The organism is Muriicola sp. Z0-33 (assembly GCF_026126425.1).
In the GTDB taxonomy this organism is placed as follows: Bacteria; Bacteroidota; Bacteroidia; order Flavobacteriales; family Flavobacteriaceae; genus JAFMPW01.
The window spans coordinates 23,784-38,634 of sequence record NZ_JAFMPW010000016.1; the positions used below are offsets into that span (position 1 = coordinate 23,784).

At 40.9% G+C, this 14,851-nt stretch carries 9 protein-coding genes; all 9 read left to right on the top strand.

The window, feature by feature from the left end; all coding sequences use genetic code 11:
* Positions 1–50 precede the first annotated feature (50 nt).
* Positions 51–800: a triose-phosphate isomerase gene (tpiA, locus tag J1G40_RS16545; RefSeq protein WP_265243772.1), complete on the top strand. Its 750-nt coding sequence runs from the start codon at positions 51–53 to the stop codon at positions 798–800.
* Between the two features lie 2 nt (positions 801–802).
* Positions 803–1,645: a 50S ribosomal protein L11 methyltransferase gene (gene prmA / locus J1G40_RS16550; RefSeq protein ID WP_265243773.1), complete on the top strand. Its 843-nt coding sequence runs from the start codon at positions 803–805 to the stop codon at positions 1,643–1,645.
* A 53-nt stretch (positions 1,646–1,698) separates the two neighbouring features.
* Complete coding sequence (locus tag J1G40_RS16555; RefSeq protein WP_265243774.1) at positions 1,699–1,974, top strand: ATP-dependent Clp protease adaptor ClpS; 276 nt, start codon at positions 1,699–1,701, stop codon at positions 1,972–1,974.
* 56 nt (positions 1,975–2,030) lie between these two features.
* Positions 2,031–4,862 (top strand): triple tyrosine motif-containing protein, encoded by a 2,832-nt coding sequence (locus J1G40_RS16560; RefSeq protein WP_265243775.1) that lies wholly within the window; start codon positions 2,031–2,033, stop codon positions 4,860–4,862.
* Positions 4,863–5,217: 355 nt separating this feature from the next.
* Complete coding sequence (locus J1G40_RS16565) at positions 5,218–8,361, top strand: glycoside hydrolase family 2 TIM barrel-domain containing protein (RefSeq protein WP_265243776.1); 3,144 nt, start codon at positions 5,218–5,220, stop codon at positions 8,359–8,361.
* 12 nt (positions 8,362–8,373) lie between these two features.
* Complete coding sequence (locus J1G40_RS16570; protein WP_265243777.1) at positions 8,374–9,783, top strand: Ig-like domain-containing protein; 1,410 nt, start codon at positions 8,374–8,376, stop codon at positions 9,781–9,783.
* Positions 9,784–9,800: 17 nt separating this feature from the next.
* Entirely contained in the window at positions 9,801–10,640 is an 840-nt protein-coding gene (locus tag J1G40_RS16575; RefSeq protein ID WP_265243778.1) for a glycoside hydrolase family 16 protein, read from the top strand.
* Positions 10,641–10,671: 31 nt separating this feature from the next.
* A complete protein-coding gene (locus tag J1G40_RS16580; protein ID WP_265243779.1) occupies positions 10,672–13,047 on the top strand; it encodes a PKD domain-containing protein in 2,376 nt (791 codons plus the stop codon).
* A gap of 250 nt (positions 13,048–13,297) precedes the next feature.
* Positions 13,298–14,839: a sugar porter family MFS transporter gene (locus tag J1G40_RS16585; RefSeq protein ID WP_265243780.1), complete on the top strand. Its 1,542-nt coding sequence runs from the start codon at positions 13,298–13,300 to the stop codon at positions 14,837–14,839.
* Positions 14,840–14,851 lie beyond the last annotated feature (12 nt).

The following is a 14,851-nucleotide window of genomic DNA, read 5'->3' on the forward strand; positions in this document are numbered from 1 at the left end:
TTTTTGCATATCGGACATAAACACAAAAAAAGAACTAAATAATAAGAAATATGAGATCTAAAATTGTTGCAGGAAACTGGAAAATGAATAACAATCAGGACGAAACAAAAAAATTGTTGGCAACACTTTCTGCTAAATTGCCAGATACTACTGCGGAAGTTATGGTGGCACCTACTTTTGTGAATTTAAGCAAAGCAGTTAACCATTTGGAATCTTCTTTAATTGAAGTTGTTGCTCAGAATATGCATTTTGCAGAAAACGGGGCCTATACAGGTGAAATTTCCGCAGATATGCTATTGAATATTGGAGTTAAAACCGTTATTCTTGGACATTCCGAAAGAAGGGCCTATTTTGGGGAGACCGATGAGTTATTGGCTAAAAAAGTTGATGCAGCCCTTGCGGCGAATATGAGGATTATTTTCTGCTTTGGAGAAGAGCTGGAAGAAAGGAAGTCTGGCAGCCATTTTGAAGTGGTAAAACGACAGCTAACCAATGCCTTATTTCATTTAAAGCCCGAAGCATGGAGTAAAATTGTCCTTGCTTATGAACCAGTCTGGGCCATTGGAACTGGTGAAACTGCCTCGCCCGAACAGGCACAGGAAATGCATGCATTTATCAGAAAGACAATTACCGAAGCTTTTGATGCTACTATTGCTGATGGCGTTTCAATTCTCTATGGAGGAAGTGTAAAACCCAATAATGCCAATGAAATCTTTTCCAAACCAGATGTAGACGGGGGATTGATAGGTGGAGCCTCTTTGGTATGCGATGACTTTGTTGCTATTATAAAGGCCATCTAGTTGTGTCTGCAATTTTTTTAGAGTTCTCTTTTAGCGTATCACCGCTACAACCCGGATCAGATATTTTGATGGCCGAATTGGGAGAACTCCCTTTTGATAGTTTTGTGGAGACAGCCGATGGTATAAAGGCTTATATCAAAAAGACCGATTTTAGAGAAGGAATGCTAAATGAAGTTTACATTCTGTCACAGCCCGATATTAAAATTGAGTTCAGCACTAAAGAAATAGCACAGCAGAATTGGAATGCCCAGTGGGAAAAGGATTTTAAGGCCATCACCATTGACAACAAATGCATAGTCAGAGCGCCTTTTCATAAGGTGAATCCTGATGTTGAATTTGATATTGAGATTATGCCCAAGATGAGCTTTGGTACCGGGCATCATGAAACTACACATATGATGCTCCAATTTGTTCTGGAGCAGGAGGTGGGAGGCCAGTCTGTTTTGGATATGGGCAGCGGCACAGCGGTTCTTGCTATTCTGGCAGCGATGAAGGGTGCCGCTACCATTGATGCTATAGATATAGACCACTGGAGTTTTCTCAATGCAATTGAAAATGCAGAGCGTAACGGACAGCAGCATATTAATGTATTTGAAGGGGATGTAAGTTTATTAGGAGCAAAGAAGTACAACCTCATATTAGCAAATATCAATCGAAATATTTTACTAGCTGATATCCCTGCCTATGCCAAACAACTTAGTAAAAAGGGAAAGCTTATTCTAAGTGGGTTTTATCTTGAAGACCTGCCACTAATCACTGAATCCTGTGAAAGATCCGGGCTTAGTTTTGTTGAATATCGGGAGCGTAAGAGCTGGGCAGCAGCAGTTTATCAATTTTTAGGATAGGGACTAAAGCACTGAGAATGAAAAATTAGTATATTAGTAAAAAATCTAGAGATATGGGCACTAGAGAAAAGCATTTAGAGGAACTTCTGTTGGCAGAGGAAACAGTAAAACAAAATGAAATTGTCCTGTTTAATGACGATGTTAATACTTTTGAGCATGTAATTGAAACCCTCATAGATGTTTGCGAACATACTGCGGAACAAGCAGAGCAATGTTCGCTGATTGTACATCACAATGGCAAATGTACAGTTAAGACAGGGGAGTATACAGATCTTGAACCCCGATGCAGCAGATTACTTCTTGCAGGCTTAAATGCCGAGATTGTTTAGTATCAGATTCTTCTCCGGTAAATATTAACGGCAATTTCTTTACTAATTTTGGAAGGGTGGCATTGTATTATATAATAGTTCGTTGGAGATCAGTTGCTTTGCTTCTTTTTTCGTTGATGTCCGTAGGTGTCTTTTCTCAGGAGTTACCTCCTATTCAGAATTTCTATCCCAAAGATTATCATAGTGAGAACCAGAATTGGGCAATTTCTCAATCAGATGATAAAGCTATATATATAGCTAACAATAAGGGGCTATTAAACTTCAATGGCGCTACATGGGTCCTGTATCCTTCTCCTAATGAGACTATTATGCGTTCTGTTAAGGTAGTAGGAGAACGTATCTATACCGGATGTTACATGGAATTTGGATATTGGGAAAAAGATGATTTTGGCATGCTTCAATATACTTCGCTGTCTCAAAAATTTTCCGCTGATCTTGCACTTGATGAGGAATTCTGGAAGATTCTAGACATCGATGATTTTATGATTTTTCAATCCAGAAACCGCATTTACATTTATAGTCTTACAAACGACACTATAAAAATTATTGATTCTGAAACAGAAATTCCCGGAATATTCAATCTGGGTCAAAACATTTATTTTCAGGAAATTAATGTTGGGATTTTTAAAATAGTAGAAGGAGAAGCACTTTTAGTATATGACGATGACGTGGTAAGAAATGATGAGGTGGTAAATATATTGGAGAAAGGTGATGATTTATTGGTCCTAACACGACATCAGGGATTTTACAAAGCAAGTGAGAATGTACTGCAAAAATGGAATATCCCCTCCGAGAATTTACTTTCCACAGTGAGCGTATATAGTGGTCTTCAATTAAGGGATGGGAATTACGCCCTGGGGACCATTTCGCATGGACTGCTTATTCTTGGTCCGGACGGGAGTTTAGCCTATTGGATAGATGAAATCAAAGGCTTACAAAATAACACGGTATTATCCCTATTTGAGGATATGGATCAGAATGCCTGGCTTGGGCTCGATAACGGAATCAGTTTTGTGAATCTCAAATCGCCTTTTAAAGTATTTCATGATAATAGCGGAATTGTCGGAAGTGTTTATGCTGCAATAATTAAAGATGATATACTTTATTTGGGGTCTAATCAGGGGCTTTTTTATAAAAAGGTTAAGGAGGATAAAGATTTTAAGCTTATCCGCGGTACTCAGGGACAAGTTTGGTCTTTAAATAGCATCGGTGAAACATTATTTGTTGGTCACCACAGTGGAACTTTTATTATTGATGGAGAACGGGCTATCAAAATTGCCGACATTCCAGGTACCTGGAAAATAGGAGCTATACCAGGTACGGAGCTTTTGATGCAAGGAAATTATAGTGGGCTGCATATATTGGAACGCGACAATGGGTATTGGCAATTAAAAAATAAAATTGCCAGATTTGACCATTCTGCCAGATACTTTGAGGTATTTGGCAATGATATTTTCGTAAATCACGAATATAAAGGGATCTTTAAGGTAACTGTTGACAGCACTTATACCACGGCCCAAACCGTGAGCGTTGATACCACCATGATTGGAGCCAATTCCGGAATAGTCAGGTACAAGGACGACTTATTGTACTCCTATCACAATGGGATATTCAAATATGATTGGAATTCCGATAGTTTTGCTAAGGATAGTGTACTAAGTGTGGTTTATGAAGAGGATAATTATGTGTCTGGGAAGTTATTGGTTGATAATAAAGACGAGTACCTCTGGGCACACACGGAGGAAAAAATTTACTATATCTCCTCTGGAAATTTGGCAAATATCCCCACGGTAAGAAGTATACCATTATCAGAAAGTATGCTCAACAGCATCGCAGGTTATGAAAGCATTACAGGTCTGCCAGAAGATGGAGCATATCTTATCGGTAATAGTTCCGGATACATCGTGACCAATATTGAAGATACCTACGAGAAAGAATTTGTGGTTCATATTGCTGATGTAAGGCAAGCAGGGAAAAATCTCACTAAGGCCGAAGAGCGTATTTTGATGCCTGATCAGGAAGGTGAATTGGCCAACGATGAAAACTACCTCGAAATTTCATTTAATACCCCGGAATATAATAAGTTCTTAAATCCAAAGTACCAGTATCAACTTCAGGGCTTGTATCCACAATGGAGCGATTGGTCCGAACAGTCAAAAGCTATATTTGAAAACCTTCCGCAAGGAGATTATGTTTTTAATGTACGGGCTAAGGTGGGTGATTTAATATCAACAAATGTAGCTTCCTATTCTTTTAAGATTTCCAGGCCATGGTATTGGTCTAATGTGATGCTGGCAATCTATTTCTTTATTGCGTTACTACTATCATTGATTATTCACAATTCATACAAATTATACTACCAAAAAAGGCAAAAAGAGTTAATGGCCAGCAACAGGCGTCAACTGGAGTTGGTCCGAATGCAAAATGAACGGTCAATAATCAATCTTAAAAATAAACAGCTAAAAGAAGATTTCAGGAACAAAAGCAATGAGCTAGCGGCAGCAACCATGAGTATTTTAAAGAAGAATCAACTCTTGGTGCAGGTAAAAGAACAGCTAATGGCTTCAGATAAAAATATTGATGCTACAAAACCGTTGATTACTATTATTGACCGAAATTTAAAGCAGAATGATGATTGGGAACTATTTAAAGAAGCTTTCAATAATGCAGACAGAGAGTTCCTGAAAAAATTGGAATCTGTTCATCCGAATCTTACTCCAAATGACATTAGGCTATGTGCCTATCTGCGATTGAATTTATCTTCAAAAGAAATCGCAGAATTATTCAGTATTTCGGCCCGAAGTGTGGAAATAAAAAGGTACAGATTGCGTAAGAAGATGAATTTGGTACGTGATGAAAACCTGGTCAATTACATCTTAAAGTTGTAAATAACTATACAACTCCCATTTTAATACCTCAACATTACCTATACAAAAATAAAATCGGAACAAATGGGGTAGTTCTATTGCGAATTCTGCCCAGCGCCTGCTATATCTATTATCAAATTAACAAAATCACAGCCACAATGCTGACTGTATAGTTTTTGTAGGGGTCTAAAATTGTGAATTTGACAATTCTTTAAGATAAATTTAGCGGTTGCTATTAAAGAAAGTCATAATGCCTATGACTATTCCTTTTTAATTTACCCCGCGGCCTTGAGTCTTATATAATTAGGTTATCTGGCCGTCCGCTATTGAAAGGAATTGCTGTAGGTATGCACATTCAAACTAAACTAAAAAAACTATGAAAAACACATTACTGAGGTTAGTATTAATCTTAATTACCACTGGAATGTTTGCTCAGGCCGATCAGGTTTCTGTACTCTCTGATGAGCAGGGAGATAGATTGATTGTCAATGGCAAGGAATTCATGATGAATGGTATGAACTGGGATTATATCCCGATCGGAAGAAATACAGTGGATGCAGAATTCTGGAAAAAGTCGGATGATGTTATCAAAGCTGGCCTGGATACCGAAATGTCGCTATTGAGAAACATGAATGTAAATGTAATCCGTCAGTACACTGGTGTCCCGGCAAGATGGATCAAATACATCTATGAGAACTATGGTATTTATACCATGCTTAATCACTCATTTGGCCGTTATGGGTTAACGCTCGATGGTGTATGGACCCCGGTTACTGATTATTCGGATGCCAAGACGCAGCAGTTCCTGATGTCTGAGGTAGAAAACCTGGTTCGTGATTATAAAGACACTCCTGGCTTACTATTGTATTTGTTGGGTAATGAAAACAACTATGGGCTTTTCTGGGCAGGTGCAGAAACAGAGGATTTTCCGGATGATGAAGAGGAAAAGCAATTTATTGGAGAAAAACGAGGAAGACCTATGTACCGGCTTATGAATGAAGCTGCTAAATTGATGAAAGGGATGGACGGCTCTCACCCGGTAGCTATCTGTAACGGGGATGTGTTGTTTATAGATATTGTTGCGGAAGAATGTAAAGATGTAGACATCTATGGAACTAATACCTATCGTGGGGTCTCTTTTGGAGATATGTTCCAGGTGGTAAAAGAAAAATTAAATAAGCCACTCATGTTTACCGAGTTTGGTGCCGATGCTTTTAATGCCATAAAGAATGCAGAAGACCAGAAGGCCCAGGCCTATTATATGGTCGGGAACTGGAAAGAGATTTATGAAAATGCCGCCGGTCTTGGAAAAGTGGGAAACTCTATTGGAGGTTTTACTTTTCAATTTAGTGACGGATGGTGGAAGTTTGGTTTTGACGATCGGGAAAATGCAGATGTTCATGACAACAATGCCTCCTGGGCCAATGGCGGATATGCCATAGATTTAGCGGAAGGTGAAAACAATATGAACGAGGAGTGGTTTGGGATTTGTGCCAAAGGCCAGACCGATGGCAGAGGGCTTTACCAACTATATCCGCGAGCAGCATATTATGCCCTAAAAGAAGCACATCAGCTAAATCCTTATGAGGAGGGTGTTAGCCCGGAATTTGTTCAAAATCATTTTAAAAACATAAACCTTATGGATGCCGCCTTGAAAGCAAGGGGAGATAAAGCGGCATTAATAGGAGAGCAGAGCGGTAAGATACGGTTGAGTACAATGAGAGCGGAGTTTACTACTTTCAACACCGGGGGCAGCTTAATAACAACTCCAGATTCACCAGATCCGGATGAAAGGCAGTTTCCTGATGAACTTGGCTTTGACCATATGCAGTCTTATTTTGTTGGGGTAGAAGGAAATCCGGCAGCCAACATGCGTGCAGAGGTTAATGTTAACATACTAGGTAACGTAGCCGATAACCCAATAGATGAAATTTTTTATGAAAATAGGGGGCGCACGGTTTCGGTAAATACAGATGAAGGCAATCTTGATCTCACTAATTTAAATGGAGTGCAGGTCTATAATGCTTCATTCGAGTGGAATGCCAAAGATTTTGATCTGCGAGGATTCTACAGAACAGGCCATTACCATTGGGGATATGAAGGAGATTTCTTTGGATTGTACCCGGAGGCCAACTACGGTCCCAACCTGGATATCTATAATGGTGAGATTCTTGGGGTAGAGATAGATGGTAAAAGGGCGATTAATGGATTAAAACTTGCTTTTGGTCCTCAACTTTGGTGGGGGGCTAACCCGGCAATATTTGTCAAGTACCATAAGAAACTTGGTAAGTATGATGTCACCGGTATTTATCATGAAGATATTGATGATGCCGGAGAGGCGATCAGTACTTTCGCGGTACCGCTTCCTCAAACCAGGAGACTAACACTTCATGTTAAAAGAGAATTCGGCCCCCTGGAAGTTGAACTGGGAGGAATTTGGGGAGGAGAACCCCTTAATGGAAGAGAATTTCAAATAACAGAAGGGGAGTCCGGAAATTATACCGTTTTTACCGACAGAATCCAGAACAAGGATAATTGGGGAGGTAAGGCAAAAATTAGCTTCAGTAAAGGAAAATTCAATTGGTATGCTCAAGGCGCCGCTATGGGTCTTGTAGCAAACGGTGGAGGAGATTATACAAGAACCTTCACTGGCTGGAAACTGAAGGACAGCGGTAGTGGAAACCAGACAAACTTTCTTTCGGGCTTCACCTATAATTTTGGAAAACTGCAAGTAGCACCTAACTTTTTATGGCAAAAGCCCATCGTTGGCCCTATGCCTAATGATGTGCAAGGTCCGGGAAGACTTAGGAATATTCAGGACGATCCTTTTGCTGTAAGAGCCAATAGAGAGACGGTTGCAGGAGAATTGTTATTAACCTGGGATCCAACCCCTGGTACCTGGATGTACGAGTGGGACAATGACAGGGCTGAAGACGCCAAGTTTGCGATGAGTGCCGGCTTTGTTTACAGGCATCATCCGACAGCAATGGACGCGGCCATTGGATTTTTAAGCAATCGTACCTCTTTTGCTTTTCCGAATTCTGTGCCTGCCCAGGATCTATGGGAAACGCACGCACGGATAGTTTCAAAAATGAACCCTGATTTAGGGCTGATTGCAAACCTATATTTTGGCAATGCTCAGGCCAACGGTAGTGATGACAGACTTATTGAGCGCTTCGGAGGCGATATCCGAATGCTCTATAAGAATATCAAAGTCCAGAATATCGTAAAAATCAACGATTGGGGACCTTTTGATTATCACCGCGATTTTAACCTCACTTATCCCGTACAACTTATGTTGGATATCTCCACAACTCTTGGAAAGCCGGATTGGTTTATTTTACCCAATACACAAATCGGAATTCGTGGAACCTGGCGATCAATGAATGAATTCTCTCCCAGATATGCTCCAAATGCGGCTGTTGAGTTCGCTACGGAACCTACCATTAGTCCGGTTGGCTTTGATAACGGCTATGAGTGGGAGATCAGAACCTATGTTCATATCAATATTGGGAAATAAAAAATTAGAAAAATGAAAAAAGAGAGAAATATATATTCAAAAATTGCACTTCTTTTAGGATTCATTCTTGCCCTTTCAGTGGGCTGTGAAAGAGAAGTATCTGATGATGTGGAATTTGCTGCGTTTGGAAATAATCCGGACGTCTTTATTGATGGTTTTAGCGGGGGATTGGAATACCTCCCATTTGCAGGTTCAAAACTTGATGCCTTTACGGTAGATAGTGATGAAAGTTATCAGGGAGATTCATCTATGCGTTTTGATGTACCTAATGAAGGTGACCCCTCTGGAAGTTTCGCAGGGGCTATTTTCCCGGATAACGGTGGAAGGGATTTAACTGGCTATGATGCCCTGACATTTTGGGCCAAGGCCACCAAAGCGGCGACCATTAATGAGATTGGTTTTGGCAATGATTTTGGTGCTAATAAATTTTTGGTGACTAAACAGAATTTGAGAATTAGTACTACCTGGACCAAATACATTATCCCGATTCCGGACCCGTTTAAATTGACGGTCGAAAAAGGGTTATTCTGGTATTCTGAAGGTCCTGAAGATGGCGATGGGTACACCTTTTGGATAGATGAATTGCAATTCGAAAATCTGGGGACTGTTGCCCAGCCGCAACCAGCTATATTTAATGGGGTTGATGAAACATCGCAAACTTTTATTGGAATTACCAGCACGGTTATCGGACTTACCCAGACATTTAATTTGGCAACAGGGATAGACCAAACGGTTACAGCAGCTCCTTCATATTTTACTTTTAGCTCCACAGATGTCGATGTGGCCAGAGTAAACGAATTGGGCGAGATCGCTGTAGTGGGAACAGGAACTGCTAAAATTACTGCTACTTTGGGCGGGGTTAGCGCCAAAGGATCCCTTACTATCGAATCTTTAGGAACTTTCTTAGCTGCACCAACACCACCGGCGAGGGATGCAGGGGATGTGATTTCAATATTCAGTGATGCCTATACCAATGTACCGGTAGATTTCTATAACGGCTTTTTTGCTCCTTTTCAAACTACTCTTGGGGGTGCAGACCTTAATATAAATGGGGATAATATCATTAAGTATACAGAATTGAACTTTGTAGCATCAGAATTTAAAAACCCTACTGTTGATGCTACACCAATGACGCATTTGCACGTAGATATACAAGTTCAGGAAGCCATTGATTCGGGAGATTTTATTCGCATAGAATTGGGAGATTTCGGTCCAAATTCGGCTTTTGGAGGAGGTGACGACTCTAGCGGTTCGGTGACAATAGACGGAACTGCTTTACTGAATAATCAGTGGGTGAGTCTGGATATCCCGCTTGACGATTTCAGTGGTCTAACCAGCAGGAGCAATCTGGCGCAGATATTCTTTATCTCAGATGCTACCATCTCGACCATTTTGGTAGATAATATGTATTTCTATAGGTAAGCTTAAAAAAAATTAAAATGAAAAAAGGAAAACAATTGAAACTAAAAGTACAGCTATTGTCATATAAAATGGTGCTATTAACAATAGTATTACTAATCGGCTATGGTTGTGACACAGATGATACCCAAACGGTTGTGACGTTTACAGAACTTACCTTTCAGGAGGAGTTTGATACCGACGGAACCCCTAGTACTGCAACATGGAACTATGATATTGGTACAGGTTTAGACGGATGGGGAAATCAGGAATTACAGTATTATACAGACCGTCCGGAAAATATTACTGTAAATAATGGCGTACTCATTATTACGGCCAATCAGGAAGACTTTAATGGAGCTGGATATACTTCTGCCAGGATCACCACCAAAGACATCTTTGAACAGCAATACGGGCGTTTTGAAGCCCGGATAAGAGCGCCATTTGGCCCAGGGCTTTGGCCCGCTTTCTGGATGTTGGGAGCCAATTCTGATGAGGTCGTTTGGCCGGCATGTGGCGAAATTGATATAATGGAAATACGCGGACAAAACCCTTCCATATTAGTTGGAAGTGTCCATGGCCCGGGATATTCTGCGGGGGAAGCAATATCAAAGGATTACGATTTGGTGAATGACAGATTTGATACGGGATTTCATGTTTTCGGAATCGAATGGGGTCCTAAGTATGTCAATTACTATGTAGATGATGTATTGTACAGTCAGATTACTCCGGAAGACGTAACCGGCGAATGGATCTTTGATGATCAGCCATTTTATATCATACTCAATGTGGCTGTTGGAGGTACTTTCCCGGGACCTCCAAATGCAGATACAAGATTCCCTCAAACCATGCTGGTAGATTATGTGAGGGCCTACAAATAAATCGGACTAAACTTTTAACTAAAAAAATACTATGAAACAATTACTAAAACAAGCAAAGAAAATTTCAATATTTATCTTAGCGATTGCATTTTTCGGATGTGAAGAAGTGGAGAACATCTTTCCGGATGTTATTGCAGGATTTACCTTTACCATAAATGCTGATACGGGTACAGTGTCCTTTATCAATATTTCGGAAGAAGCTCGTACTTATGAGTGGGATTTTGGAGATGGATCCTCGTCCACAGAAATTAATCCTATAAAAACCTATACCGCAACAGGTACCTATAAGGTAATATTAAAGGCAACTAATGCGTCTGGAGCATCGGCTACCTCAGAAGACGATGTCGCTATCCTGATTAAAGAAGATGTTGCACTTCCTATTACTTTTGATAACAGTGCCGTAGATTATGAGGTAACTGCCTTTGGTGGAACGGCATTTGAAATATTGGACAACCCGGATGTTTCGGGGAGCAATGATACCGCTTCCAATGTTGGTGCAATAACCAATAGTGGAAGTGCATTTGAAGGTATTTTCTTTGATCTTGGAGCCGATATCGATCTGACTACCGATAAAACCATTAGCATGAATTTCTGGGCGGATGCTCCGATAGATGTATTGGTGAAGTTGGAAGAAGGAACAGCGGCTGCTGTTGAGGCAACTGCAAGTCATGGCGGTACAGGATGGGAAGCTATAACTTTCGATTTTGTTTCTTCAGATCAATATTCAAGACTGACTTTATTTGTAGACGGTCCTGGAACAACTGCAGGGACTTTTTATTTAGATGATATTGAGCAAATTGCAACACCACCAGTAGGCGGGGGGCCTGTTCCTCCAACTGCAGGGCCGATGGCCCCAACCGAAGATGCTGCAGATGTTATTTCAATCTTTAGTGATTCGTTTACTGACGTTCCAAATCAGGGCTTTAATAATTATGGAGCTGCTGCCTTTGAGCAAGTAGATTTAGGAGGTAATGCTGTATTGAAATATACCTTTGCTGATGTCCCCGGAGGCAACTTCCAGGTAATAGAATTAGGAGGTGATCAGATTGATGCCGAAGCTGCCGGGATGACCAATTTCCGTTTCGACCTTTGGTTCCCAAATGAAGTGGATGCCGCTTCAACATTCCTAATGAAGCTTGTAGATATCCCAGGAGGAGGCCCAACAGAAGGACAGATCGCTATAGGTGAATCTTCCAGCCCTGCAATGGCCCAGGGTAGCTGGTTGAATTTCGATATTCCAATTACAGAATTAGAGAGCAATGGCCTGGGAGGCAAAAACAACATCCAGCAAGTGGTTATAGACCTTATGACCGCAGGAGAAGTTTATATTGATAACATCTATTTTTATAAGCCTGCAGGAGGCGGGGGTCCTATTGCCCCTACAGCAGGGCCAGCGGCCCCAACTGAAGACGCTGCAGATGTTATTTCAATCTTCAGCGACAGCTATACAGATGTACCTAATCAGGGCTTTAACAATTACGGAGCTGCGGCCTTTGAACAAGTAGATTTAGGCGGTAATGCGGCTTTAAGATATACTTTTGTAGATACTCCTGGAGGCAATTTCCAGGTGATAGAATTAGGTGGGGATCAGATTGATGCGGAAGCTGCCGGAATGACCAATTTTAGATTCGACCTTTGGTTCCCTAATGAGGTAGATGGAGCTTCAACATTTCTAATGAAGCTTGTAGATATTCCAGGAGGTGGGCCAACAGAAGGACAGATCAATATAAGTGAATCTTCTAATCCTGCAATGGCGCAGGGTAGCTGGTTAAATTTCGATATTCCATTTACAGAACTAGAGAGTAATGGTCTAGGTGCTAAGAGCAATATCCAGCAAGTGGTAATAGACCTTATGACCGCAGGTGAAGTATATGTAGACAACATTTATTTCTATAAGCCAGGCGGCGGTGGAGGCCCGGTTGCAGGCTTACCCCTCGATTTTGAAGACGGCTCTTCTATGACAGGAGCTTTTGATAATGGTGCTAACGGGGCAAATGCAGATAATCCTGATCAAACCGGGATCAACACTTCGGCTAAGGTATACCAGTTTAACAAGGTGGTTGGTTCTGCATGGTATTCAGGTGCCTTCAATATTTTCGCTGCTGATATCGACCCTGCCGGGGGGACCACATTTAAGATGAAGATTTGGTCGCCAAATCCAAATATCAATGTGCGTTTTCAGTTAGAGAAGGAAGGCAACCAGGGACCAATTGTTACCTATAACTTAGATCAGACTGTGGTTCAGGACAGTGCCTGGGTAGAATTGACCTTCGACTTTTCAACCACTGCTTTAAATCTGGCAGACGGTTATGATAAGATAGTTATTTTCCCTGATTATGATGAGTCTAATCAGGTAGATGTAGCGGTAGAGTCTATTTATTATATAGATGATATTATCCAGGAATAAAAAGTGCAATTGACTATGTCCAGACTCTGGTCGAAATAAGTAAGCGATAATTATAATGGGTCCGAAAGAATCTTTACCTTCTGGCCTTATAATTGGAAATGATCTGTTTTAAGACATAGTTAATTAAAGGAGGGTTTAGCAATTGAAACACCTTCAGGATTAACTGCTATTTAAAGGGTGAAGATCGGGAGCAAGGCTCCCGATCTTATCAACATTATTTATAAGACAGAAATTCTTTTAAAAACAGCATATGGAACAGCGCGAAGTGGAGGTTAAAATGAATAAGTCTTATACGGTCCTGATCAGTCTGATTGTGGCCCTGGGGGGTTTCTTACTGGGATTTGACAGCGCTGTAATATCTGGCGCAGTTAAAGGGATCACGCAGTACTTTGAGATGACCGATGCCATGCTGGGATTTGCAGTGGGTTGTGTCATTTTTGGCGCTATGGCCGGTAATTTGCTGGCGGGCCCCATGGCCGATAGATTCGGAAGGAAAACCGTATTAATTTTTGTGGCTGCGCTCTTTGCTATTTCGGCTTCCTGGTCTGCCCTGGCAACCGGGTACACAGAATTTATTATTGCGCGTATTATTGGGGGAATTGGTATTGGTGGCGCTATTCTAATTGCGCCTATATATATTGCCGAAATTGCTCCGCCTAAATTACGGGGAAGCCTGGTATCCTTTAACCAATTGAATATTGTTATCGGGATATCCGTGGCCTATTTTTCTAATTATTTTCTGGTGAATTATGGCGATGAGAGTTGGAGATGGATGCTTGGAGTAGAAGCTATTCCGGCCATCATTTATTTCTTATCTCTGTTTTCGGTACCAAAGAGTCCGCGCTGGTTAATATTAAAATTGAACAAGGTTAAATTGGCCCGTAAAATTTTACAAAAAATTGGGGGCGAAGAATATGCAGAAATTACCGTAGCCGAAATTCAACGGGGAAGAGACAAACAAGAAGAAAAGGGAAAACTGGCCGATCTTTTCAAAAGCAAGTACGCCACAATTATGATCATCGCCCTGGGGATTGCATTTTTTCAGCAAATCACAGGTATAAATGCAATTTTCTATTACGCTCCGACGATTTTTGAACAGGCCGGAGGTAGTACAGATTCTTCTTTTCTACAGGCTATTGTTGTGGGTTTAACCAATCTGGTATTTACTCTTGTTGCTATTTGGTTAATAGATAGATTGGGCAGGAAACCCTTGCTTCTAATAGGAACCAGCTGTATGACGATTGCGCTTTTGATGGCTACATTTGCCTTTAATACTGCGACTTATGATTTTAATGCTACAACTCTTGACAAGGTTCAGAATAAAGAAATAAAAACGGCTCTTGCAGATTTAGAAGGGCAGTCTTTTGAGAGTCAGGGAGCGCTGTTTGAGGTTGTATCTGCAAAAATGAATCAGGACCTGTTTTTAAACTTCAAACGAAATGAGATTACCAATTTTATTCAGATCAATGCCACACTGGTTTTGATTGCAATTTTACTTTATGTAGCTTCATTCGCCATCTCCCTGGGTCCGGTTATGTGGACCTTGATTTCGGAGGTGTTCCCCAGTAAGATAAAAGGCATTGCTATTTCGGTGGTGGGCTTCTTTAATTCATTGGTTAGTTTTTCTGTTACCCAAATATTCCCCTGGGAACTCACCAATCTGGGACCAACTACGACCTTTGCGTTATACGCACTGCTATCATTTCTGGCCATCCTGTTCGTCTACAAGTATGTTATAGAGACTAAGGGTAAAACCCTGGAGGAAGTAGAAGAATTGCTGATCAGACCATAAACTAAAAAATAA

Excerpts from the sequence above, each read along its gene's own strand:
- tpiA (WP_265243772.1), top strand. The coding sequence starts at position 51 with ATGAGATCTAAAATTGTTGCAGGAAACTGGAAAATGAATAACAATCAG.
- J1G40_RS16555 (WP_265243774.1), top strand. The coding sequence starts at position 1,699 with ATGGGCACTAGAGAAAAGCATTTAGAGGAACTTCTGTTGGCAGAGGAA.
- J1G40_RS16565 (WP_265243776.1), top strand. The coding sequence starts at position 5,218 with ATGAAAAACACATTACTGAGGTTAGTATTAATCTTAATTACCACTGGA.
- J1G40_RS16570 (WP_265243777.1), top strand. The coding sequence starts at position 8,374 with ATGAAAAAAGAGAGAAATATATATTCAAAAATTGCACTTCTTTTAGGA.
- J1G40_RS16575 (WP_265243778.1), top strand. The coding sequence starts at position 9,801 with ATGAAAAAAGGAAAACAATTGAAACTAAAAGTACAGCTATTGTCATAT.
- J1G40_RS16580 (WP_265243779.1), top strand. The coding sequence starts at position 10,672 with ATGAAACAATTACTAAAACAAGCAAAGAAAATTTCAATATTTATCTTA.
- J1G40_RS16585 (WP_265243780.1), top strand. The coding sequence starts at position 13,298 with ATGGAACAGCGCGAAGTGGAGGTTAAAATGAATAAGTCTTATACGGTC.